Source organism: Shinella yambaruensis, from assembly GCF_050859155.1.
In the GTDB taxonomy this organism is placed as follows: Bacteria; Pseudomonadota; Alphaproteobacteria; order Rhizobiales; family Rhizobiaceae; genus Shinella; species Shinella yambaruensis.
In genome coordinates, this window is the sequence record NZ_CP150639.1 from 744,452 (window position 1) to 768,087 (window position 23,636).

At 67.1% G+C, this 23,636-nt stretch carries 22 protein-coding genes; 15 read left to right on the plus strand and 7 right to left on the minus strand.

Annotated features, from left to right (window positions below):
• Positions 1-33 precede the first annotated feature (33 nt).
• From WMC41_RS25860 to WMC41_RS25885, 6 genes are all read left to right on the plus strand, one after another.
• Positions 34-897, plus strand: coding sequence for an ABC transporter permease (locus WMC41_RS25860; protein WP_432348834.1), 864 nt, complete (start codon positions 34-36; stop codon positions 895-897).
• Positions 898-899: 2 nt separating this feature from the next.
• A complete protein-coding gene (locus tag WMC41_RS25865; RefSeq protein WP_432348836.1) occupies positions 900-1,688 on the plus strand; it encodes an ABC transporter permease in 789 nt (262 codons plus the stop codon).
• Positions 1,685-2,770 carry an ABC transporter ATP-binding protein gene (locus tag WMC41_RS25870; RefSeq protein WP_432348837.1) on the plus strand — a complete coding sequence of 362 codons (1,086 nt, stop codon included), beginning with the start codon at positions 1,685-1,687 and terminating at the stop codon, positions 2,768-2,770. Before WMC41_RS25865 ends, WMC41_RS25870 begins: the two co-directional genes overlap by 4 nt.
• A 7-nt stretch (positions 2,771-2,777) precedes the next feature.
• Positions 2,778-3,506, plus strand: a complete 729-nt coding sequence (locus WMC41_RS25875) for an MBL fold metallo-hydrolase (RefSeq protein WP_432348839.1) — start codon at positions 2,778-2,780, stop codon at positions 3,504-3,506.
• Positions 3,507-3,518: 12 nt separating this feature from the next.
• A complete protein-coding gene (locus tag WMC41_RS25880) occupies positions 3,519-4,952 on the plus strand; it encodes an aldehyde dehydrogenase family protein (RefSeq protein WP_432348841.1) in 1,434 nt (477 codons plus the stop codon).
• A gap of 272 nt (positions 4,953-5,224) precedes the next feature.
• Positions 5,225-6,118, plus strand: a complete 894-nt coding sequence (locus WMC41_RS25885; protein WP_398431012.1) for a DMT family transporter — start codon at positions 5,225-5,227, stop codon at positions 6,116-6,118.
• A gap of 35 nt (positions 6,119-6,153) precedes the next feature.
• Here WMC41_RS25885 and WMC41_RS25890 read toward each other — a convergent pair whose 3' ends face one another.
• A complete protein-coding gene (locus WMC41_RS25890) occupies positions 6,154-7,938 on the minus strand; it encodes an IlvD/Edd family dehydratase (RefSeq protein WP_432348843.1) in 1,785 nt (594 codons plus the stop codon).
• A gap of 168 nt (positions 7,939-8,106) precedes the next feature.
• On the opposite strand from WMC41_RS25890, the gene WMC41_RS25895 reads away from it, so the two are divergent.
• Positions 8,107-9,012: a DMT family transporter gene (locus tag WMC41_RS25895; RefSeq protein WP_432348844.1), complete on the plus strand. Its 906-nt coding sequence runs from the start codon at positions 8,107-8,109 to the stop codon at positions 9,010-9,012.
• A 12-nt stretch (positions 9,013-9,024) separates the two neighbouring features.
• Here the strand turns inward: WMC41_RS25895 and WMC41_RS25900 are convergent, their stop codons facing one another.
• Positions 9,025-9,492, minus strand: a complete 468-nt coding sequence (locus tag WMC41_RS25900; protein WP_432348846.1) for an Lrp/AsnC family transcriptional regulator — start codon at positions 9,490-9,492, stop codon at positions 9,025-9,027.
• 122 nt (positions 9,493-9,614) lie between these two features.
• On the opposite strand from WMC41_RS25900, the gene WMC41_RS25905 reads away from it, so the two are divergent.
• The 4 genes from WMC41_RS25905 (at position 9,615) to WMC41_RS25920 (ending at position 15,591) form a co-directional block, all read left to right on the plus strand.
• Entirely contained in the window at positions 9,615-11,705 is a 2,091-nt protein-coding gene (locus tag WMC41_RS25905) for a transketolase C-terminal domain-containing protein (protein ID WP_432348848.1), read from the plus strand.
• A 15-nt stretch (positions 11,706-11,720) separates the two neighbouring features.
• Entirely contained in the window at positions 11,721-12,908 is a 1,188-nt protein-coding gene (locus WMC41_RS25910) for a dihydrolipoamide acetyltransferase family protein (protein ID WP_432348850.1), read from the plus strand.
• Entirely contained in the window at positions 12,905-14,308 is a 1,404-nt protein-coding gene (lpdA, locus tag WMC41_RS25915; RefSeq protein ID WP_432348852.1) for a dihydrolipoyl dehydrogenase, read from the plus strand. The genes WMC41_RS25910 and lpdA overlap by 4 nt, the downstream gene beginning before the upstream one ends.
• Positions 14,309-14,508: 200 nt before the next feature.
• The gene (locus tag WMC41_RS25920; protein WP_432348854.1) at positions 14,509-15,591 is read left to right on the plus strand and encodes an acyl-CoA dehydrogenase family protein; all 1,083 of its coding nucleotides are present in this window, start codon (positions 14,509-14,511) and stop codon (positions 15,589-15,591) included.
• Positions 15,592-16,051: 460 nt separating this feature from the next.
• Here WMC41_RS25920 and WMC41_RS25925 read toward each other — a convergent pair whose 3' ends face one another.
• Complete coding sequence (locus tag WMC41_RS25925) at positions 16,052-16,516, minus strand: RrF2 family transcriptional regulator (RefSeq protein WP_244766143.1); 465 nt, start codon at positions 16,514-16,516, stop codon at positions 16,052-16,054.
• Between the two features lie 498 nt (positions 16,517-17,014).
• Here WMC41_RS25925 and tauA point away from each other — a divergent pair, with 498 nt between their 5' ends.
• The 3 genes from tauA (at position 17,015) to WMC41_RS25940 (ending at position 19,858) form a co-directional block, all read left to right on the plus strand.
• Positions 17,015-18,019 (plus strand): taurine ABC transporter substrate-binding protein, encoded by a 1,005-nt coding sequence (gene tauA / locus WMC41_RS25930; protein ID WP_432348856.1) that lies wholly within the window; start codon positions 17,015-17,017, stop codon positions 18,017-18,019.
• A 193-nt stretch (positions 18,020-18,212) separates the two neighbouring features.
• Complete coding sequence (locus tag WMC41_RS25935) at positions 18,213-19,019, plus strand: taurine ABC transporter ATP-binding protein (RefSeq protein ID WP_432348858.1); 807 nt, start codon at positions 18,213-18,215, stop codon at positions 19,017-19,019.
• Positions 19,016-19,858 carry an ABC transporter permease subunit gene (locus WMC41_RS25940; protein ID WP_432348860.1) on the plus strand — a complete coding sequence of 281 codons (843 nt, stop codon included), beginning with the start codon at positions 19,016-19,018 and terminating at the stop codon, positions 19,856-19,858. Before WMC41_RS25935 ends, WMC41_RS25940 begins: the two co-directional genes overlap by 4 nt.
• Positions 19,859-19,929: 71 nt before the next feature.
• Here the strand turns inward: WMC41_RS25940 and WMC41_RS25945 are convergent, their stop codons facing one another.
• From WMC41_RS25945 to WMC41_RS25955, 3 genes are all read right to left on the minus strand, one after another.
• Entirely contained in the window at positions 19,930-20,586 is a 657-nt protein-coding gene (locus tag WMC41_RS25945; protein WP_130514294.1) for a methionine ABC transporter permease, read from the minus strand.
• Entirely contained in the window at positions 20,567-21,637 is a 1,071-nt protein-coding gene (locus tag WMC41_RS25950) for a methionine ABC transporter ATP-binding protein (RefSeq protein ID WP_432348861.1), read from the minus strand. Before WMC41_RS25950 ends, WMC41_RS25945 begins: the two co-directional genes overlap by 20 nt.
• Before the next feature lie 84 nt (positions 21,638-21,721).
• On the minus strand, positions 21,722-22,570 hold the full coding sequence (locus WMC41_RS25955; RefSeq protein WP_432348863.1) for a MetQ/NlpA family lipoprotein: 849 nt from the start codon (positions 22,568-22,570) through the stop codon (positions 21,722-21,724).
• Between WMC41_RS25955 and WMC41_RS25960 the strand changes: the two genes are divergently transcribed.
• On the plus strand, positions 22,554-22,739 hold the full coding sequence (locus WMC41_RS25960) for a hypothetical protein (protein ID WP_244766149.1): 186 nt from the start codon (positions 22,554-22,556) through the stop codon (positions 22,737-22,739). The genes WMC41_RS25955 and WMC41_RS25960 overlap by 17 nt on opposite strands.
• A gap of 32 nt (positions 22,740-22,771) precedes the next feature.
• Here WMC41_RS25960 and WMC41_RS25965 read toward each other — a convergent pair whose 3' ends face one another.
• A complete protein-coding gene (locus WMC41_RS25965) occupies positions 22,772-23,587 on the minus strand; it encodes a MerR family transcriptional regulator (RefSeq protein ID WP_244766150.1) in 816 nt (271 codons plus the stop codon).
• Positions 23,588-23,636 lie beyond the last annotated feature (49 nt).

The window sequence follows — 23,636 nt, forward strand, 5'->3', positions numbered from 1 at the left end:
CCAATATAGAGAGCGCGAACGGAGACCGACCCCATGACCGCCACTGCCCTCGAACGCGCGGAGCGCCGCAAGGCCTTCGCCTTTGCCTTGCCGGCGCTTCTCTGGACGGGCTTCTTCTTCCTCGTGCCCTTCGCCTACATGGCCGCGATCAGCCTGTGGACGCGGCAGGGGCGCGAGATCGTCGCGACCTGGACGTTCGACAATTATGCCGCCTTCTTCGAGAAGGCGCATCTCTTCAAGGGGCTGGTCGTCTCGCTGGAGGTGACGGCGGCCGTCACCGTCATCTCCGTGCTGCTCGCCTATCCGCTCGCCTGGATCATCGCCGAGCGGGTGCCGAAGAAATGGCAGCGTTTTGCCCTCGTCATGGCGATCCTGCCCTTCTGGACCTCCTATGTCGTGCGCTCCTATTCCTGGCTGCTGGTGCTCTCCAAGGGCGGCGTCGTCAACCAGACGCTGCTTGCCCTCGGCATCATCGCCGAGCCGCTGGAACTGTCGGCCAACCGCACCGGCACGATCATCGGCTTCGTGCATTTCTTCGTCATGCTGCTGACGCTGACGATCTATGCCAACCTCATCCAGCTTTCGCCGAACTATCGCCGCGCGGCGTCAGACCTTGGCGCGAACGCCTTCCAGACCTTCTGGCATGTCGTGCTGCCGCTGACGCTGCCCGGCATCATGGTCGGCGCGTTCCTGACTTTCGTTCTGTGCATCGGCGACTACATCACGCCGCAGATCCTCGGCGGCAACAACGAGCTGGTCCTGCCGCAGGTCATCATGCTGCAGCTTGGCCGGCGGGCGGATTTCCCGATGGCGGCCGCGCTCTCGCTGGTGCTGATGGTCGTCGTCACGCTCGCCTACATCGCCTGCGCGCGCTGGCTGAAGATGGAGAGGACCTGACCATGCGGCATCTCACTACCGTGCTTGCCGCGCTTTATGCCGGCCTTCTCTATCTCTTCATCTTCCTGCCCGTCGTCGTGCTCGTGCTGTTTTCCTTCCAGGACGGCACGCTGCCCGTGCCGCCGCTGAACGGCCTGACGCTGCGCTGGTACGAGGCGGTCTTCTCCAACGGCAAGCTGATGGTCGCGCTCGGCAATTCGCTCGTCGTCGCCGTCGTCTCCTCGGCGGTCGCTTGCCTGCTCGGTTTCCTTGCCGCCTATGCCTTCGCCCGCTACACGCTGCCCGCCTCCGCTTTCCTGCGCGGCCTTATCGTCGCGCCGATGACGGTGAGCACGCTGATCATCGGCCTCGGCCTGCTCTCGGTGCTGAATGTCACGGGCCTGCGCCTCTCGCTCGTCACGGTCGGCATCGGCCATGTGGTGATCAACCTGCCGCTCTGCTTCGCCATCATCTATGCCTCGATGGGCGGGCACCAGGTGAACATCGAGCGGGCGGCGCGCGATCTCGGCGCGCGGGACTGGCAGGTCATGCTGCTCGTCACCGCGCCCATGCTGCTGCCCTCGATCCTCGCCGCCTTCTTCCTCTCCATCACCTTCAGTTGGGACGAGTTCATCGTCGCCTTCCTCCTGTCGCGCTTCGACGTGACGCTGCCGGTCGAGATCTGGAGCATGCTGCGCTCCGGCCTCGATCCGAGGACAAATGCTATCGGCTCCGTCGTCTTCCTCGTCTCGGTCGCGTTCCTCATCGTCCTGGAGCTCGCCGTCTTCCGCAAAACCGGGAAATCCTCATGACCGCCGACGTCTCCATCCGCAATGCCACGAAGGTCTTCGGTGCTTTCCGGGCGCTCGACGATGTCTCGCTCGATATCGCCGCGGGCGAGTTCATCGTGCTGCTCGGCCCCTCCGGCTGCGGCAAGACCACCCTGCTCTCCATCCTCGGCGGTTTCATCGAGCCGACCTCGGGCACCATCGCGATCGGTGGGCGCGACATGACCCATGTCTCCCCCGCCAAACGCCCGACGACCACCATGTTCCAGGACTATGCGCTCTTCCCGCATATGTGCCTGCGCGACAATGTCGGCTTCGGCCTTCGCATGCGCGGCATGGGCCGGGCGGAACGTTACGAGAAGGCGTTTTCCTATCTCGATCTCGTCGGCCTCAGGGCCTCCTCGGCGAAGAAGCCGCACGAGCTTTCGGGCGGCCAGCGGCAGCGCGTGGCGCTCGCCCGCGCGCTGGCGGTCGATCCCGACGTGCTGCTGCTCGACGAGCCGCTCGGCGCGCTGGACCTGAAGCTGCGCCGGCAGATGCAGGACGAGCTGAAGGCCATCCAGAAGCGCGTCGGCACCACCTTCGTGCATGTGACACACGACCAGGAGGAGGCGATGGCGATCGCCGACCGCATCGTCGTGATGAACAAGGGCCGCATCGAGGATGTCGGCACGCCGGCCTCGATCTACATGCGGCCGCGCTCGCTGTTTTCCGCCGGCTTCATGGGCGAGGTGAACCTTTTGCCCGCGAGGATGCGCGGCGCGGCGGCGAACGAGGCGGAGGTGGAGACGGCGCTCGGCCGCGTCGCCCTGCCCGCCTCCGCCTTCGTCTCGGGCATGCCGGCGGCGGGCCGCGACGTCACGCTCTGCATTCGCCCGGAGCATTTCCGCTTCGCGACGTCGGACACGCCGACCGTCTCGCTCGGCCGCGGCCGCATCACCGGCAGCGCCTTCTTCGGCACGCACCACCGCTGCCATGTCGCGGCGGACGGCACGGTGCTCACCGCCCACCTGCCGCAGACCGACAATCCCGAAGTCGGCACGGAGCTTGACCTGCGGCTGAAGGCGGATAGCATCGTCGTGCTTCAGGACGGAGCGGGAGCTTGAGGGTCACATGCAGCGCATCCGCCCGGAGGATTGGTACAGCGTGCGTCGCCTCGACGACGGCGTGACCGCGATCAGCGAGCCCTATATCCAGGAATTCTACCGCTGCAATGTCTGGCATGTGCGTGGGCGCGACCGGGACATGCTGGTCGACAGCGGCATGGGCGTGGTCTCGCTCACCGAATGGGTGCCGCTCGTCACCGAGCGCGACCTGATCGCCGTGGCGAGCCACACCCATTTCGACCATATCGGCTGCCATCACGAATTCGAATGCCGCGCCGTGCACGCCGCCGAAGCCGATCTCCTCGCCAACCCGACGCGAGAGAACACACTCGCGGACCCCTACGTCACCGACGAGATCTTCGATGCGCTGCCGCCCGAGCCCTATTGCTCGAAGTGCTATGCGGTGAAGAAGGCGCCGGCGACGCGCATCCTTGCGGACGGCGATGTCATCGATCTCGGTGACCGGCAGTTCGAGGTCATCCACACGCCGGGCCATTCCCCGGGTGGTATTGCGCTCTACGAGAAGGCGACCGAAATTCTCTTCTCGGGCGATATCGTCTACGATGGTCCGCTGATCGAGGATACCTACCATTCCGACGCGTCGGACTATCTCGCCTCGATGGAGCGCCTCCTGACCCTGCCGGTGCGGCTGGTGCATGGCGGCCATTTTCCAAGTTTCGGTGGCGATCGCTACCGCCGGCTCATCCGGGGCTGGCTCGATGAAAAACAGAAGTGACGGGAGAAAAGCATGCTCGACAAGCGCAAATTCTACATCGATGGCCAGTGGGTGGACCCGCTGAAGCCCAACGACCTCGAGGTGATCAACCCGGCGACGGAAAAGCCGATCGCGGTGATCTCCATGGGCACCGCCGCCGATATCGACCGCGCCGTTGCCGCTGCCAAGAAGGCGTTCGCGACCTACAGCCAGACCAGCGTCGAAGAGCGCCTGGCGCTGCTCGAAAAGCTGCTCGAGATCTACAAGCGCCGCTATGAGGAGATGGCGCGCACCATCACGCTGGAGCTCGGCGCGCCGATCACCATGAGCACCGAGCAGCAGGCCGATGTCGGCGTCGGCCACCTGCAGGGCTTCATCGACGGGCTGAAGCGGCTGAAGAGCCGCGAGGTGCTGGCGAACGGCGACGTCGTGCGCCGCGAGCCGATCGGCGTGTGCGGCCTCATCACGCCCTGGAACTGGCCGATCAACCAGATCGCGCTGAAGGTGGTTCCGGCGCTGGCGACGGGCTCGACCTGCGTGCTGAAGCCGTCCGAATTCACCCCGCTCAACGCCCTTCTCTATGCGGAGATGGTGCATGAGGCAGGCTTCCCGGCCGGCACGTTCAACCTCGTCAACGGGGACGGCCCCGAATGCGGTGCGGCGCTTTCCAGGCACAGGGACGTCGACATGATGTCCTTTACCGGCTCCACCCGCGCCGGCATCGCCGTCAGCAAGGATGCGGCCGATACGGTCAAGCGGGTGACGCTGGAGCTCGGCGGCAAGTCGCCGAACCTCGTCTTCGCCGATGCGGACCTCGAAGACCGCGTCGCCGGCAGCGTGCGCGAGTGCTTCAACAATTCCGGCCAGTCCTGCGATGCGCCGACCCGCATGCTGGTCGAGCGCTCGGTCTATGACAAGGTGGTCGAGATCGCCGAGCGTACGGGGAAGGAAGCCAAGGTCGGCAATCCGGAGGAGGAGGGCGAGCATATCGGCCCGCTCGTCTCGCACATCCAGTTCGGCCGCGTGCAGGCGCTGATCGAGGCGGGCGTTGCCGAGGGCGCGCGCGTGCTGGTCGGCGGCCCGGGCAAGCCGGAGGGCTTCGGGACCGGCTACTTCGTCAAGCCGACGATCTTCGCCGACGTCAACAACGACATGCGCATCGCGCGCGAGGAAGTGTTCGGCCCTGTGCTCTCGATCATCCCCTTCGACACGGAAGAAGAGGCGATCGCGATCGCCAACGACACCGCCTACGGCCTTGCCGCCTATCTGCAGACCGGCGATCCGGAGCGCGCCGAGCGCGTCGCCGCCCGCCTTCGCGCCGGCATGGTGCACATCAATGGCGGGCCGCACCGCTACGGCAGCCCGTTCGGCGGCTACAAGCAGTCCGGCAATGGCCGCGAGGGCGGTCTCTTCGGCCTGGAGGATTTCCTCGAGGTGAAGACCGTGCACCGGCCGGACGCGGCCTGAGGCGCGCGGCGGTGCCCACAAAGAAAGACGTCATCCTCGGGCTTGACCCGAGGATCCACCGGCGTGACCGGAGCGTGGATGGTCGGGTCAAGCCCGACCATGACGGAGGAGAGGCTGGGTGAGTATTGCCGGCTGAGAAAGCGGGTGGGCTTTGGCATTGCGGGGTGCCGAAAGGGCGCCGTCTTTTCACATGCCCCAAACTTTTCCTCTAAATTAGCGCTGCCCGTCTGGTTGAAGCGGAGGCGGTCTGATAGCTCGCTGCCACGACTGATATCCGGACCGCCGCCTTGTCGCCGATTACCGCCTCCCCGAAAAGCCGCCTTGCCCTGATCGCCCTCCTCGCCGGCGGGGTCGCCATCGGCGGTTCGCCGATCTTCGTGCGCCTCTCCGAAATCGGGCCGATGGCGACGGCCTTCTGGCGCGTCGCGCTGGCCCTGCTGCCGTTCGTGCTGCTCTGGCGGGCGACGAAGCAGGGCGAGGAGCGGCCGGCGGGGCCGCGCGACCACCTCTTCCTGCTGCTGCCGGGCGTGTTCCTCGCCGCCGACCTTGCCGCCTGGCACCTGTCGCTGCACATGACCTCCGTCGCCAATGCGACGCTCCTGGCCAATCTGGCGCCGGTCTTCGTGACGCTCGGCTCCTGGCTGCTCTTTCGCACGCGCATCACGCCGGTCTTCCTGGCGGGCCTCGGGCTGGCGCTGGTCGGCGTGCTCGTCCTGAAGGGCGGGCCGTCGGCGCTCGGCGGCGGGCAGCTCGCCGGCGATGCGACGTCCATCGTCGCGGCCTTCTTCTACGCCTGCTACATGCTGTCGCTCGGCCATGTCCGCTCGCGGTTCTCCACGCTGCGCATCATGGTCTGGACGACCCTTTCCGCGGTCATCTGCATCCTGCCTGTCGCCGTGTTCTTCGAGGTCGACATGGTGCCTGCCACGCTCTTCGGCTGGGCCATGCTGCTCGGCCTTGCCTTCATCAGCCATGTCGGCGGGCAGGGCCTCGTCACCTATGCGCTCGCCTATCTGCCGACGGCCTTCTCCTCGCTGACGCTGCTGCTGCAGCCGGTCGTCGCCGCCATCCTGGCCTGGATCGTGCTCGCCGAGCCCGTCGGTGCGATGCAGGCGGTCGGCGGGGCGATCGTGCTTGCCGGCATCCTCGTCGCCCGCCGCGGATAGCGTTCGGCCTCCGGCCTGTCCGGCATCGGATATGGTTAGTGATTGTGCCGCGGCGGCATCCCGGCGATCCCGCGGAAGTCGGCCGCGCCGTCGATGACCGCGCCGTCCGAGAGCTGGGTGACGGTCCTGCGGTAGATCCGCTGCCAGGGCGTCGCATCGGCCGGCACCGGCGGAATGCCGTCCGCCTTGCGCCGTTCGATCTCCGCCGCCTCCACCAGCATGTCGCACCGCCCCTGCGTGAGGTCGATGCGGATGACGTCGCCGGTGCGCAGGAAGGCGAGACCGCCGCCGGCGGCGCTTTCCGGCGAGGCGTTGAGGATCGACGGGCTGTCCGCCGTGCCGGACTGGCGCCCGTCGCCGATCGTCGGCAGGCTGGTGATGCCGCGCTTGAGCAGATGGTCCGGCGGCTGCATGTTGACCACCTCGGCCGAGCCCGGCCAGCCGAGCGGCCCCGCGCCGCGGATGACGAGGATGGTGCGCTCGTTGATGCCGAGCGCCGGATCGTTGATGCGCCTGTGGTAGTCCTCCGAGCCGTCGAAGACGACCGCCCTCCCCTCGAAGATGCCCTCGCGGCCCGGCTCGCTCAGGTAGCGCGCGCGGAATTCCTGCGAGATGACCGAGGTCTTCATGATGGCGAAGTCGAAGAGGTTGCCCTTCAGGACGAGGAATCCCGCCCGCTCCCTCAGCGGTTCGCCATAGGGGCGGATGACCTCGCGGTCGCTGGCCGCGCGCCCCTCGAGGTTTTCCGCCATGTTGCGCCCCGTCACGGTCGGACAGTCGCCGTCGAGCTTTCCCGCATCGAGCAGCTCGCGCATGATCGCCGGCACGCCGCCGGCCCGGTGGAAGCGTTCGCCGAGGAAACGGCCGGCCGGCTGCACGTCGGCAAGCAGCGGGATGTCGTAGCCGTGCACCTGCCAGTCCTCGGGTTCCAGCTCCACGCCGGCATGTTTCGCCATCGCCATCAGATGCGGCTGGGCGTTGGTCGAGCCGCCGATGGCCGAGTTGACGCGGATCGCGTTGAGGAAGGCCTTTCGCGTCAGGATCGACGAGGGGCGGATATCCTCCAGCACCAGCTCCACCGCGCGCCGGCCGGTGCGATAGGCCATCTGGCCGCGTTCGCGGTACGCGGCGGGGATGGCCGCGCAGCCGGTCAGCGACATGCCGAGCGCCTCGGCGAGCGCGTTCATCGTCGAGGCGGTGCCCATCGTGTTGCAATGGCCGATGGAGGGTGCCGAGTCCATCGCCGACTGCAGGAATTCCTCCTCGTCGATCGTGCCGGCGGCGAGCTTGCGGCGCGCGCGCCAGATCACCGTGCCGGAGCCGACGAGGTCGCCCTCGTGCCAGCCGTCGAGCATCGGCCCGCCCGAGAGCACGATCGCGGGAATATCGACCGTGGAGGCGGCCATCAGCGCCGAGGGCGTGGTCTTGTCGCAGCCCGTCGTCAGGACGACGCCGTCGAGCGGGTAGCCGTAGAGGATCTCGACGAGGCCGAGATAGGCGAGGTTGCGGTCGAGCGCCGCCGTCGGCCGCTTGCAGTTCTCGAAGATCGGATGGGTCGGGAACTCGATCGGGATGCCGCCCGCATCGCGGATGCCGTCGCGCACGCGCCGGGCGAGATCGACGTGGTGGCGGTTGCAGGGGGTCAGGTCGCTGCCGCTCTGGGCGATGCCGATCACCGGCTTGCCGGACCGCAGCTCCTCCGGCGTGATGCCGTAGTTCATGAAGCGCTCGAGATAGAGTGCCGCCATATCGACATGCTCGCGGTTGTCGAACCAGTCCTGAGAGCGCAGCCGCCGTTTGCCCGTCTTTTCGTCCGTCATGAAATGAACCTCGTCAAGAATATCGAGCCGCACTCTTCCACCGCCGTCTCGTGCAATCAACCGGCCGGCGATGCAGTGCGTTGCTTTATGCAGCTATCAATATTGCTGACTGGATCGGCCGGGCGGAATGTGTCACAGCCCTTCCATCTCAGTTCCCGGGTTCCCGTCATGACCGACATCACCGCCTCCTCCCCCGCCACGGGCACCGCCCGCCTCGGCGTGCTCCTGATGCTGCTCGGCATGGTGATGTTCTCGCTGAACGACGTGCTCGGCAAATGGCTCGTCGCGACCTATTCCGTCGGCCAGCTCATGCTGATCCGCAGCCTCGCCGCGATGGTGGTGCTCGCGCCGTTCTTCTGGAAGGTCGGCTGGCGCCGGCTGGTCGACGTGGAGCGGCCGAAGCTGCATCTCCTGCGGTCCGGCCTCTTCGCCTTCGAAGCCTCCGGCTTCTACTTCGCCGTCGCCTACATGCCGCTTGCCGACGCCATGACCTACTGGCTCGCCGCGCCGATCTACGTCGCCGCCATGTCGCCGCTTCTGCTCGGCGAGAAGGTGGGCTGGCGGCGCTGGACGGCGATCATCGTCGGCTTCGTCGGCGTGGTGATCGCGCTGGAGCCGTCGAAGGACACGTTCACCCTGCCGGCCCTCATCGCGCTTGCCGGCAGCCTCGCCTTCAGCTTCGCCATGGTGCTCGGCCGCACGCTGCGCGCGGCGCCGGACACGACGCTGGTCTTCTGGCAGGTGGCGGGCGCGGCGATCTTCGCCGGCGTCTGGTGTCTTGCCGACCCGGCCGGCTGGGCGCCGGTCAGCAGCGTCGATTTCGGCCTCCTCAGCCTGCTCGGCATCGTGGCGATGAGCGCGCACATGCTGGTCAACCGCTCGCTGAAGCTGGCGGATGCGGCGACCGTCGTGCCGCTGCAATATTCGCTGCTGCTCTGGGCCGTCATCTTCGGCTGGATGTTCTTCGGCGACGCGCCGCGCCCGGCCATGCTGGTCGGCGCCGGCTTCATCGTCGCCTCGGGCCTCTTCATCTTCTTCCGCGAGCAGCATCTGAAGCGCCGCGGCCGCGCCTGAGCGGCCGGCCCGTCACAGCGGCAGTTCCGTTGTGTATTTCACGCTCTTCAGCGCGAAATGCGAGGAGGAGTTCGCCACTGCCTCATGCGTCAGGATCGCCTGCATCAGCAATTGTTCGTAATCCCGCACGTCCTTGACCACGACGCGGATCAGGTAATCCCACTCGCCGGACATGGAATAACATTCCAGCACCTCCTCATGGGTCTGCACGAAACGCTCGAAATCGCGCCGGCCCCCCGGATCGTGCGATTTCATGCGCACCTGGCAGAAGACGTTGAGGCCGCGGCCGATGCGGTCGGGATCGAGCAGCCGCACGGTCGGGCCGAGCACGCCGGCTTCCTCCAGCGCCTTGATGCGCCGCCAGCAGGAGGCGCTGGAGGCGCCCACCTCTTCGGCGAGCGCCGCATGGCTGATGTCGCCTCGTCGCTGCAGTACCTTCAGGATCTTCTTGTCGATGGCGTCGAGCTGAATGGAATTCATCGAAAATCCCATGAATGTGATGAGTATGTTTCATTCCTATCGCAAAACAGCGCCTGTTTGAAACGATTTTTCGGCTGAGGCGGCCTATACTTTCCACCATTGTATATCTGCGGGAGGAAACCATGGCGCAGGTCGCACTCAAAACCGTCGTCAGGTCCGCTGCCAGGAATGCGCCGGACGATACCGTCGACTGGAAGCGCATCGCCTATCTGGTGCATCTGTCGCGCGCGCTGGACGAGATGGAGGAAACCCGCCTCGTGCCGGAAAAGAAGGTGCTCTACCAGTTTTCCGCGCGCGGCCACGACATGGCGCAGATCATGCTCGGCTGTCTGCTGACCGACCGGCATGACGCGACCTGCGGCTATTACCGCTCCCGCCCGCTGCTGCTTTCGCTCGGCGTCGATCCCGCGGATGCGCTCGGTTCCGCCATGGGCCGGGCCGGCGGCTATTCCGACGGGCGCGACATCGGCGTCGTCTTCAACCATCCGAACCGCGACGGCGCCTCCGCCCTGCCGATGTGCGGCGGCGTCGGGGCGCAGTATACGCCGACGGCCGGCTGGGCGCAGGCGGTGAAATATTATGCCGAGACGCTGGGCAAGGCGGACTACGAACGGAGCATCGCCGTGGTGCTCGGCGGCGACGGCTCGGTCGCCTCGAACGGCTTCTGGTCGGCGCTGACCATCGCCACCACGCAGACCCTGCCGATGCTGTTCTACATCGAGGACAACGGGTATGGCATCTCCGTTCCCTCGACGATCCAGACGCCCGGCGGCAATATCGCGGCCAACCTTTCCGGCTGGCAGAACCTGACGATCTTCGAGGGCGATGGCACCGATCCGGCCGCTGCCGCCCGGCTGACCGCCGCTGCGGTCGAACATGTGCGCGAGGCGCGTGCGCCGGCGCTGCTGCGCCTTACCGTGCCGCGCCTTCAGGGCCACAGTTTCCAGGATACGCAGGCCTACAAGGGCGAGGCGGTCGTGCGCAGCGAATGGGCGCGGGACCCGCTGCCGCGCCTGAAGGACTATGTCGTGCCGGCCGTGCTCAGCGAGGCGGAATGGGAGGCGGCGGATGCGGATGCAAGAGAGGCGGCGGAAACCGCGCGCATTGCCGCCGAGGCCCGCCCGGCTGCCGTTCCCGAGACGGTGACGCGGCATGTCTTCTTCGAGGGCGAGGTGCAGGTGATGGGCGGGCAGGTGCGCCATGGCTACACGCCGCCGCAAACCACCGCGGTGGCGGCATCGGAAGGCCAGCGCATCAACATGGTCACCGCCATCCGCCGCACGCTCGACCACGAGCTTTCGATCAACGAGCGCATCGTGCTGTTCGGCGAGGATATCGGCCCCAAGGGGGGCGTGCATGCGGTCACGCTCGGCCTCCAGGAAAAGTTCGGCCGCGCGCGGGTGTTCGATACGTCGCTCTCGGAGGAAGGCATTGTCGGCCGGGCGGTGGGCATGGCGCTGGCGGGGCTGATGCCGGTGCCGGAGATCCAGTTCCGCAAATATGCCGAGCCCGCCACCGAGCAGATCAACGATTGCGGCACGATCCGCTGGCGCACCAACAACCGCTTTGCCGCGCCGATGGTGCTGCGCATGCCCGGCGGCTATTTCAAATGCGGCGACCCCTGGCACAGCCAGACGAACGAGGTGGCCTTCGTGCACCAGCCCGGCTGGAAGGTGGCCGTCCCCTCCAATGCCGCCGATGCGGTCGGGCTGCTGCGCACCGGCCTTCGCGGCAACGATCCGGTGATCTTCTTCGAGCACCGCGCCATGCTGGACCATGCCTGGGCGCGGCGGCCCTATCCGGGCGACGATTTCGCGCTGCCCTTCGGCAAGGCGAGTTTCACGCGCCGCGGCGAGGCGATCACGCTCGTCACCTGGGGCGCCATGGTGCATCGCTGCGAGGACGCGGCGGAGGGTGTTTCCGCCGATGTCATCGACCTGCGCACCCTGATGCCCTGGGACAGGGAGGCGGTGCTGTCCTCCGTCCGGCGCACGCGCCGCTGCCTCATCGTGCACGAGGATCTCGGCACCGCCGGCTTCGGCGCGGAGATCGCCGCCGTCGTCGCCGACGAGGCCTTCATGGATCTCGATGCCCCCGTCTCGCGCCTGACCATGCCCGACATACCGAGCCCGCACAACCCCGTCCTGCTCGACTGGGCGGTGCCCTCGGCGGGGCGGATCCGGGCCAAGATCGATGCCCTGCTGGAGTTCTGAACGATGGCGAGGCTGATGATCGACGTTCTCACGCCTGTCGAGCAGGAGGGCACCAAGGCGGTCGTGCGCAACTGGCTGAAGGCGGTGGGCGAGAGGGTGGCGCCCGACGATCCGCTCGTGGAGCTCGAAACCGACAAGGTGACGCAGGAGATCCCCGCGCCCGTCGCCGGCATCCTCAGCGAGATCCTGATGCAGGGCGGCGAAAAGGCTGAACCCGGCGCCGTGCTCGGCCGGATCCGGCAGGAAGAGGCTGCAGCCTCCGCGCCCGTTGTCGCTGCCGCCCGGCCGGAACCCGGGAGGATGCCGGCCGCCGTGGACCATTATTCACCGGCCGTGCGGCGCGCGGCGGAGGAATACGGCATCGACCCTGCGACGGTAGACGGCTCCGGCAAGGGTGGGCGGGTGACGCGGGCCGACATGGATGCCGCGCACGAGGCGGCGCGCGGGGCGCGGCCTTCGCCGGCGCCCGTCACGCCATCCAGACCGGAGACGACGCCTGTCGAAGGAGGCTCGCGGGCGATCCGGCATTCGCCGATGCGGCTTGCCATCGCCGAACACATGCAGATGTCCGTCTCGACCGCGCCGCATGTCACGGCGGTGTTCGAGGCGGATTTCACCGCCGTCATGCGGCACCGCGAGATGAACCGGCATGCCTTCGCCGCGTCCGGCGTGCCGCTCTCCTACACCGCCTATATCGTCTCGGCCTGCGTGGCGGCGATGAAGGCGGTGCCGGAGGCCAACAGCCGCTGGTTCGATGACCGCCTTGAGGTGTTCGACGACGTCAATATCGGCATCGGCACGGCGCTCGGCAATGACGGGCTGGTGGTGCCCGTCATCCGCGCGGCGCAGGACCTTTCGCTTTCAGGCATCGCGGCGCGCTTGCAGGACCTCACGGCCCGCGCCCGTGCGAAGACGCTGACGCCGGCCGACATGCGCGGCGGCACCTTCACCATCTCCAACCACGGCGTCTCCGGCTCGCTTCTCGCCACGCCCATCATCATCAACCAGCCGCAATCGGCGATCCTCGGCGTCGGCAAGCTGGAAAAGCGCGTGGTGGTGCGCGAGGTCGACGGCGTCGATACGATCCAGATCCGGCCCATGGCCTATGTCTCGCTGACCATCGACCACCGCGCGCTCGACGGCCACCAGACCAATACATGGCTCACCCGCTTCGTCGCGGCGCTGGAAGGCTGGCCGCAATGAATGTTTCCGGCGACTATGACGTGCTGGTGATCGGCGGCGGTCCCGGCGGCTATGCCTGTGCGATCCGTGCCGCGCAACTCGGCCTGAAGGCGGCCTGCGTCGAGGCGCGGCCGACGCTCGGCGGCACCTGCCTCAATGTCGGTTGCATTCCCTCCAAGACGCTGCTGCATGCGACGCATCTGCTGGAGCTCGCCCGCGATGGCCATATGGCCGGCTTCGGCATCGACACCGGGCCGGTCTCCATAGACCTCGCACGGCTGATGGCGCGCAAGGAGGCGACCGTCGCCTCGCTGGCGGGCGGCATCGATTTCCTGTTCCGCAAGAACGGCGTCGCCCGCCTGCCGGGGCGCGCGCGCCTTGCCGGGCCGGGGCGCGTCGATATCGACGGCAGGACGTTCGCCGCGACGGCGATCGTCGTCGCCACGGGCTCGCTGCCGGCGGCGCTGGCCGGCGTGCCGGTGGACAACGAAGCCGGGGTCGTGGTCGATTCGTCCGGCGCGCTGTCCCTCCCCCGCATACCCGAACGGCTCGCCGTCATCGGCGGCGGGGTGATCGGTCTCGAGCTGGGCTCGGTCTGGCGGCGTCTTGGCGCTCAAGTGACGATCGTGGAAGTGGCCGACGGCATCCTGCCCGGCATGGATGCCGATATCCGCGCGACGATGACGCAGCTCCTGGCGCGCCAGGGCATGACGATCCTCGCCTCGACCGCCGTTGCCGGTGCCGATATCCGCGAGGATGGCGCCACGCTGCAGCTGAGGGGGGCGGACGGCAAGGCGTCGGCGCTGGCGGCCGACGTCGTGCTGGTCGCCACGGGGCGGCGGCCGAACACGGGCGATCTCGGGCTGGAGACGGTCGGCATCACCCCGGATGCGGGCGGTTTCATACCGGTCGATGCGCAGGGGCGGACGGGAGCGGACGGGATCCACGCGATCGGCGACGTGACGCGCGGGCCCATGCTGGCCCACCGGGCGGAGGACGAGGGCATCGCCGTCGCCGAGCGGCTCGCCGGCCGGCCCGGCATGGTCAATCCCGCCATCGTCCCGGTGGTCGTCTACACCGATCCGGAGGTGGCTTCTGTCGGCCGGACCGAGCAGATGCTGACGGCGGAGGGGATCGCCTACAGCGCCTCGACCTTCCCGATGAGCGCCAACAGCCGTGCGAAGGCGAACGGCGGCACGGAGGGGTTCGTCAAGCTGCTGGCGGAGGAGGCGAGCGGCGTCGTGCTCGGCGCCCATATGGTCGGGACGATGGCCGGCACGATGATCGCCGAGGTCGCCCAGGCGATGGAGTTCGGCGCGACGGCGGAGGATATCGCCTATACCTGCCACGCCCACCCGACGCACAGCGAGGCGGTCAAGGAGGCCGCCCTCGGCTTTTTCGGGGCGGCCATTCATCGCTGAGCGACGGCGCGGTCCTTGCTGAAAGCGTGCGGCGGCACGGCGAAATTTTCGGGAGGCGATCGCCTTGGTTCGTGATACCGTACGGTCCGCCGACGGGATCGTCGCGTGAAAATCAATCTATACAATCTCTATAGAATGTGATCTTTTTGACCGGTTAAGCCTGTGCGCCCTGAAACGCCAATCCGCGAGGAGCAGACGACATGGGTATGATTTCATCAGCGCTCGACCGTCCGTCGCGAACCGCCGCCGTCATCGGCAGCGAAGACGAGGCGTTGACCGTTGCCGGCACGATTGCCGGCATTTTCGCGAACGGGGATGCGGCGCAGACAGCGCAGGCCCGTCTCGATCTCCTTTCCCGTTCCGGCCTGTTCGGCATCTCCGTGCCGACCGAGCACGGCGGCATCGACGTTTCCAACACCGTGCTGGCGGATGTCTGTGCGGCCGCCGCCGCGCAGTCGGCAACGCTGGCCGATATCCTGGCCGCCCATTTCGTGGCGCTGGAGCAGCTGCGCAGCTACGGCACGGACGGCCACCGCTCCGTGGTGTTTTCCGCCGCCCTTGCCGGCGCCCGGCTCTGCCGGGCGACAGCCCGGCGCAACGGGCAGGATGCAGATGCCCTGCCGCTTGCCGCAAGCGGCCTTGCCTGGCGTCTGAGCGGCGAAGCGCTCTGTACGCCCTGCACCCGCCATGCGGACTGGCTGCTCGTGCCGGCGCGCAGCGACGGCGGCCGGATGGCGGGCGTCCTGCTGGCGACGCGCATCGAGGGCCTGCACTATGTCGCCAACAGTTGCGAGCCGGTGGACAGGGCCGCCCCCTCCGCCGAGCACGTTCTCTTCAAGGACGTTGCCGTCGATGCCGACGCGGTGCTGCATCCGCCCGTCGAGGCGGCGGTGCCGCAGTCGCTCGAGCTTCTTCTCGAAGCCGCCCGCCAGCTCGGCGGCGGCCGGCGTGCATTCGAGCGCCGGCTGGCCTCAGACCACGACGATGCCCGCGATATCGGCCTGCTGTCCGCCCGTCTCGCCGCCGCGCAGGCCATGATGGCCGAAGCCGGCCGCGCCATCGACGCGGCCCAGATCGGCCTTGCGGACCAGCACCGGACGAACGCCTTCCTCGCCGCCACCGCCGCCCTCGCCGTGGCGCACGAGGCCGCGGGCCATGTGCGCATGGCCGCGGACCGGAACGCGCAGCCGGCGGACTTGCCGCCGTCTCTGGCCGCTGCCCTGCGGGAAAGCGGCCGGCTGCGGCGCCAGGGGCACCCGCATCCGCCGGAGCAGGAAGGCTGAGGCACGTTGCGGAACGGCGTGCGGCGGTTTTGCAGCAGCCCCTCCGTGTGCTTGCGGCTCTCATTAATCGCGAGGCGTCCATCGCCTATGGAGGGAAAGCGCTGCCCCATCCCCTTCTTCCTCTGCGAGGAGAAGGTGCCGGCAGGCGGATGAGGAGGATGGCGAAGGTGCAAAGGCTCTATCCGAGCCACCCCCTCATCCGACCCTTCGGGCCACCTTCTCCCCGCGGGGGAGAAGGAGAGAACGGCACCGTCGAACGCCATATGCGATTGCCCTCATGGATCGAGGGGCGGAGCCGGCGCGATGCGAAAGGCTACCGTTTCGGTATCGTCTGAATGGGCGGCCGATGGCTTGGCACGATCTGGCGGAAGGTTCACCGTCGATGCGAGCGCCGCGAGGAAAAAGTTCCCCGCCCTGCCGCTGAGGTCTGGTCCGGTCGTGGACGGTGAAAGCGCGCGGTTTATCCGACGCGCTTTTCCAGCTCTTCCTCTTCGATCATCGCGCTGGCACCGGGCACGGCGACGAACTGTTCGAGGGTCATCGTGTCGAGGATGGCGGCGATGGCGTCGCGCACGTCGGTCATGGCGCGGCGGACCTGACAGGCTTCCGGATCGGCGCAGTCCTCGCAGGCTTCATAGGCCGTGCGGCTCGCGCAGCGGATCGGCGCCAAGGGACCGTCGAGCACGCGGATGGCGTGGCCGATGCGGATCTCCGATGCGGGATGCGAGAGCGAATAGCCGCCGCCCGGCCCCTTCTTGGAGCGAAGCATGCCGGCATTGCGCAGTTCCAGGAGGATCGTGTCGAGGAACTTCTTCGGAATGTTGTTGCGAAGCGCGATCTCGCTGACGAAAGCGGTTTGGCCAGGCGCCAGCCGGGCCAGGTCCACCAGGGCCTTCAGTCCATATTTTCCCTTTTTCGTCAGCATGTCGGCCTGCTTTCCATCAGCATATGTGCATCACCGGATATGCCCGGCTGCGCGAACGCGCATCGCGTCCCGCTCGGTTTCCGTCCGTCGTCCTCGGGAAGATCGATCGGTTCACCCATGACGGGTGATTCTGGCTCATTCTTGGCACCGAAGTGCGAAAAACATATAAAAACAATGTAATTTATTTATCAGCGTTACGGCAAGAAAATTGGGTATTTTTGCCAAGCGCTTATGCGGTTTTTCCGCCCGGGCGTGCCCATTTGGCACCATTTTTTGCTTCGATGGGCCTTTTCTGCCCGTCCTTCGTTTTGCAGAGCCTTGCGCTGACTTTCGGCGGGCATGCGACTCGTTTCAATCACACTGCCGGAAAACGCAAAACCAATCGCAAAGACGCCGCCAAATTGAGGCGAATATTTCTCTACTAAATTTATTGAATATATAGCCTTGAATCATCGGCCCGCGGCAGATCCCGGGCGACGGATTTTTGAGGAGAGACCCATGACCACGACCCGCAGAACCCTGCTTGCCGCGACGGCCGCCCTTGCCCTTGCCGCATCCTTCACCACCGCTTTTGCCGAGGAGGTGACGCTGAACATCGGCTACCAGCCGATCGTAGAGCCCTCCCGCGTGCCGCAGGCCGACGGCACCTACGAGAAGGTGACGGGCGCCAAGATCAACTGGCAGAAATTCGACGGCGGCGCCGACGTGATCGCCGCCATCGCGTCGGGCTCGCTGGATATCGGCTATGTCGGCTCCTCGCCGCTGGCCGCCGCCTCCAGCCGCGAGCTGCCGATCGAGACGATCTTCGTCGTCGGCCTCATCAGCGAGGCCGAGGCGCTTGCCGTGAAATCCATCGAGAAGCCGGAGGATCTTGCCGGCAAGAAGATTGCGACGCCTTTCGTCTCCACCGCGCATTACAGCCTGCTGACGGCGCTGAAGCACTGGAAGGTCGATCCCAAGTCGGTGGAAATCCTCAACCTGCGTCCGCCGGAAATCGCGGCCGCCTGGGAACGCGGCGACATCGACGGCGCCTATGTCTGGGATCCGGTGCTGGCGCAGCTGAAGAAGAGCGGCACGGTGCTCGCCACCTCGGCGGACGTCGCCGAATGGGGCGGCCCGACCTTCGACGCCTGGATCGTCAGCAAGACATTCGCCGAGGCGCATCCGGATGTCGTGACGGCCTTCGTGAAGGTGACGGGCGATGCGACGGCGGCCTATCGCGCCAATCCCGAGGCCTGGAACGCCACCTCGCCGGAAGCAGAGAAGATTGCGCGCCTGACCGGGGCCAAGCAGGACGAGGTGCCGGCGCTCCTCAAGGGCTACATCTTCCCGACGCTGGAAGAGCAGGCCGGCGAGGCGCTGCTCGGCGGCGGCACGGTGAAGGCGGTGGCCGATACGTCGGCCTTCCTGCTGGAGCAGGGCAAGATCCCGGCCGCGCTCTCCGACTACACGCCCTACGTCTCCACCCGCTGGGTGACGGACGCGACGAAGCTCGCCTACTGATCGGGCGAAACAATCCTGCGGCGGAAGGGCCCGGCAGCGTGATCCGCGCTGTCGGGCCATTGCCCGCCAGAGCAATTCCAGCAGAAGTGCGAAGCGGTTTTGCACCCGGAATTGCGGAAAAACAAAAGGTTGGAGTGTTTCCGCGCTTCGGGAAGCGGAACGTTCCAAGTGGCTCCACGCTCCTGGAGGTTTCATGAGCACGCTGACATTCCGCACTGTTTCGCTGCGTTATCCGCCGAGGGCGGGCCGTGCCGGCGCCGATGAAAAACTGGTCCTCGACGGCATCAACCTGCAGGTCGCCTCGCACGAGCTGGTCGCCATCATCGGGCGCTCCGGCTCCGGCAAGACGAGCCTGCTCAATCTCGCCGCCGGTTTCCTGGAACCGACCGCCGGCACCATTACCGTGGACGGTGTGCCCGTCGACGGGCCGAGCGCCGACCGCGCGGTCGTCTTCCAGGACGATGCGCTCTATCCCTGGCTCGACGCCAGGGACAATATCGCCCTTCCCTTCAAGCTGAAGGGCGTGCCGCTTGCCGAGCGCCGCGCGCGGGCGGAGCAGCTTCTCGCCCGCGTCGGCCTCGCGGATGCCGGCGACCGGCGGATATGGGAGCTTTCCGGCGGCATGCGCCAGCGGGTCGGCATTGCGCGGGCGCTGGCCGCCGAACCGCGTTTCCTGCTGCTCGACGAGCCGCTCGGCGCGCTCGACGCCCTCACCCGCACGCGCATGCAGGAGTTCCTGCTGCGCATCAAGGCGGAAAGCGGGGCGGGCGCGCTGCTCATCACGCACAGCATCGAGGAGGCGCTGCTGCTCGGCACGCGCATCGTCGTGCTGTCGCCCAATCCGGGCCGCCTGACCGCCGAGATCGAGGCGGGCTTCAATGCCGAAGTGCTGAACGGCGCCTCGGTCGCCGCCGTGAAGGCCTCGCCGATCTTCAAGCGCATGCATGCCGGCCTGACCGGCCTTATCCACGCCTCCGCGGAAGAGGAGATCGCCGCATGACACTTTCGACCGACATCGAGACCCTGCCGCAGGTGGCGGAAAAGGGGGAGGCGGAACGCCCGCTGAAAGCGCGGCCGCTGCCGGTCGCCGTCATCTCGGCCATCACCATCGGCGTGATCATCGCCGCCTGGGGGCTCGCCTCCGCCTATGCCCTCGTCTCGCCGGTCTTCCTGCCCTCGCCGCGCCAGATCGTGCTCGCCCTCTACAATCTCGTCGTCACGGGCTTCGTCGATGCGACGCTGGCCGAGCATGTCGGCGCCAGCCTCTATCGCATCTTCGGCGCCCTCATCGCCTCCATCCTCATCGGCATTCCCGCCGGCATTGCCATCGGCACGAGCCGTCTCGGCCGCGGCATTCTCGACCCGATCGTGGAATTCCTGCGGCCGCTGCCGCCCCTCGCCTACCTGCCGCTGATCATCATCTGGGTCGGCATCGGCGAAGCCTCGAAGATCACGGTGATCGCGCTTTCCATGCTGCCCTCGATCATCCTGTCGACCTCCGCCGGCGTGCGCGGGGTCTCGAAGGACCATGTCAATGCCGCCCGATCGCTCGGGGCGAGCCGGCGGCAGGTGCTGCGCGAGGTGGTGCTGCCGAGCGCGGTGCCGTCGATCCTCACCGGCGTGCGCATCGCGCTCGGCGCGGGCTGGACGACGCTGGTGGCGGCCGAGCTGGTGGCTGCGACGAGCGGCATCGGCTTCATGATCCAGTCGGCGGCGCAGTTCCTCGTCACCGACATCGTGATCGCCGGCATCGTCGTCATCGCGCTGATCGCCATCCTGCTGGAATATGTCGCCCGGCAGATCGAGCGGCGCCTGGTGCCCTGGGCGGCGCATCGCTGAGGGGATCGGGCGAGGCACGAAATCGAGACGGCCGCCTCTTGACCCGGAAGAGGCGGCCGTCAAGTTTGTCCTCATCCGCGATGATCGAGACGGGCGGTCAGGCGGTCGCCCAGCCACTGGATGCCGCAGACGAGCACGATCAGCACGGCGACCACCGCCACCATCACCGAGGTCTCGAAGCGCTGGTAGCCGTAGCGGATGGCAAGGTCGCCGAGGCCGCCCGCGCCGATGGCGCCGGCCATGGCGGAGGCGCCGATCAGCGTGACGAGCGTGACGGTGAAGCCCGCGACGATGCCGGGCAGCGCCTCGGGGATCAGCACCTCGCGTACGATGGTCCAGCGGTTGCCGCCCATCGCCCGCACCGCCTCGATCAGGCCGCGATCGACTTCACGCAGGGAAACCTCGGCGATGCGCGCATAGTAGGGCGTCGCGGCGATGGCGAGCGGCACGATGGCCGCCCAGGTGCCGATCGACGTGCCGACGATTAAACGCGTGACCGGAATGAGCGCCACCAGCAGGATGATGAAGGGCACGGAACGGAAGCCGTTGATGACGGCGCCGAGCACGCGGTTGATCCAGAGGTTTTCCGCAATGCCGCCGCGCGCGGTGGCGACCAGCGCAAGGCCGAGCGGCAGGCCGAAGACGAGCGAGATGACGCCGGAGGCGGCCGTCATGACGACGGTTTCCCACAGCGAGCGGACGAGAAGTTCAAGCATGACCGGCGACATGGCCGAGGACCTCCACCTGCGCGCCGAAGCGCTCTGCCAGGGTTGTGAAACGCGCGGCGGCCTCGGCCGGCACGGCGATGAAGAAACGGCCGACCGCCTGTTCCTGGATATGGTCGACACCGCCGTGGACCAGCCGGTAGCCATCCGGAAATTCGGCGGAAAGCTGCTGGAAGAGCGGGCCGGTGGCCGCGGGGCCGGCAATGTCGACGCCAAGGATGGCCTCGCCCATTACGTCCGCGACAAGCTTCCGGGTGATATGGGCGGGCAGCTGCGGGCGGATGCCGCTGAGCAGGCTCTTCGTCGTCTGCGCCTGCGGCGTCGCGAAGACCTGCCAGACCGGCCCTTCCTCCACGATTCGGCCGGCATCGAGCACCGTCACGCGGTCGGCGATGGAGCGCACCACCTCCATCTCGTGGGTGATGAGCAGGATGGTGAGGCCAAGCTTGCGGTTGATGTCCTTCAGCAGCGTGAGGATGGCGCGGGTCGTTTCCGGGTCGAGGGCCGAGGTCGCCTCGTCGGAAAGCAGCAGCGCCGGGCTTGCGGCGAGCGCCCGGGCAATGCCGACGCGCTGCTTCTGGCCGCCGGATAGCTCCGACGGATAGGCCTTCGCCTTGCCCTTGAGGCCGACGAGGTCGATGAGTTCGGCCGCGCGCGCCAGGCGCTTCGCCTTCGTCCAGCCTTCGATCTTCAGCGGCAGGGCGACATTCTCCTCGACGGTCTTGGCCGAGAGCAGGTTGAAATGCTGGAAGATCATGCCGATGCGGCGGCGCAGCGGCTGCAGCTCGGCCTCGCCAAGGCCGGTGATCTCGCGGCCTTCGATCGCGATGCTGCCGCTGTCCGGCCGTTCGAGGCCGTTGAGGCAGCGGATGAGCGTCGACTTGCCCGCGCCGCTGCGGCCGATGATGCCGAGGATCTCGCCGCGGCGCACTGTGAGCGAAACGCCGTCCAGCGCCGCGGTCGCGCCGAAGCGGCGGCGCACGTCGGCAAGGCGGACGACATCGTCTTCCCGCGCGGCGGCCTCGGCCAGCTGTCTTGTCACATGGGTGTTCATTTGCGGTTCCCTTCCGGAAACGGCGAGACAGCCCGCGGCGGCCGGAGGCGCATCGCGAGCTGTCTTGCTGGTTGGATGGCGGCCTTAGTAGGCGCTGATGCCCGTGCCCTTGTAGACGCGGTCGAACTCCGCCTTCACGACATCGTTCTGGTAGGCTTCGACCAGCGGCTTGACCCAGGGCTCGTCCTTCGATTCCTCGCGCACGGCGATGAAGTTGCGGTACGGGTTGTCGTCGACCGGCTCCTGCGCGATGCGGTTTTCCGGGGTGAGACCGCTCTTCAGCGCCCAGTCGGTGTTGACGATCGCCGCGTCGAGGTCGTCGACCGAGCGGCCGACGATGCCGGCATCGAGTTCCTTGATCTCGAGGTTCTTCGGGTTCTCGGCGATGTCGGCGATCGTGGCGAGGATGCCGGTGCCGTCCTTCAGCTTGATCAGGCCTTCGTTCTGGAGAACGCGCAGCGCCCGGCCCTCGTTGGACGGGTCGTTCGGCACGCCGATGGCGGCGCCGTCCGGAAGGTCGGCGACCTTGGCGTGCTTCTTGGAGTAGAGGCCGATCGGCCAGACGGCCGTGTAGCCGACCGGAACGATCTTGTAGCCGTGCTGCTGGACCTGGTTTTCCAGATAGGGAAGATGCTGGAAGGCGTTGGCATCGATCTCGCCGCGGGCAAGCGCCTCGTTCGGCTGGGTATAGTCGTTGAAGACGACCGCCTCGATGGTGAGGCCCTTCTTGGCGGCTTCCGCGATCACGACGCGCCAGACATCCTCGTCCTCGCCGGAGATGATGCCGACCTTCAGATCCTTCTTGTCCTCGGCAAGGCCGAGTGCGGGAAGCGAGAAGGTGGAGATGGCGGCGGCTGCCACCGCAAGGACCGCAAGGGCGGCGCGGCGGGTGAAGAGAGTGCTTGCGAGAAGTTTCTTGTTGGTTTTCGACATGCTGGCCTGCTTTCGCGATTGGGAGGATCGGCTGCGAAACATCGCTGTTTCTGCCCGTAAAATCGCAAATGCCGCTTTTGTGGACAACGAATGGCGGTTTGTTGGGCAGGCGGAAACGGAAATTTTCGCTCCGGGAAATCGAGGCGAGGCGGAAAATATTTTCTACTGAAATTGTGAACTATGCCGGATGCCCAACGCAGCCTAGAAGGTCGGCGGCGTGTTGATCCAGATCAGCACGGTTTCGCCGTCGTGGCGGTTGCGCCAGGCGTGGCGCCGGCAGCTTTCGAAATAGAGGCTGTCGCCGGGACCGAGATCGTGGAATTCGTGGCCGTCGAGGACCATTTCGATGCGGCCGGAGAGGACGTGGACGAATTCCTCGCCCTCATGCTTGTAGGCGCCGTCGGAGGAGGCGCCGGGCGCGAGCACGAAGCGGTGGCAGTCCATCATGTTGCGCCCGTCGGCCAGCACCTGGATGGTGACGCCGGGAGAGGTCTCGGGCCAGAACTTCCACTCCCCTGCCCGCACGACCGAACGGTTTTCCTGTTCCTCCTCGCCGGAAAGTTTCGAGACGGTCGTGCCGTAATAATCGGCAAGGTCGTGCAGCACGCGAAAGGTCACGCCCTGCGAGGTGCGCTCGAAGGTGGAGAGCACCGACGTCGCGACGCCGATATCGCCCGCCACCTGGTCGAGCGTCTTGCCGGCGGCATGGCGCAGGCTCCGCAGCTTGCGCCCGACGCCCTGGTGCGCCTCGCCCTCGGAGGACGGAGTATCGTTGGCGGGTTCCTCGGCCTCGAGCGCCTCGCGGATGGCGGCCGGGTTGAGGCCGCGCTCGGTCCGGTACCAGGCGATGCGCTTCAGCCGCGCGACGTCGTCGGCGCTGTACTGGCGATGGCCGGTTTCGGAGCGTCCCGGAACGACGAGGCCCTGCGTTTCCCAAAGTCTGAGCGTGGAGGCCGAAACGCCGGCGAGCCGCGCGGCCTCCGCCACCTTGTAGTGCACCGGTTCTTGCGAACCCATCGCGCCAATCCCTGATTCTGTGTAGTGTTCTCTATAGCATTCCGACGAC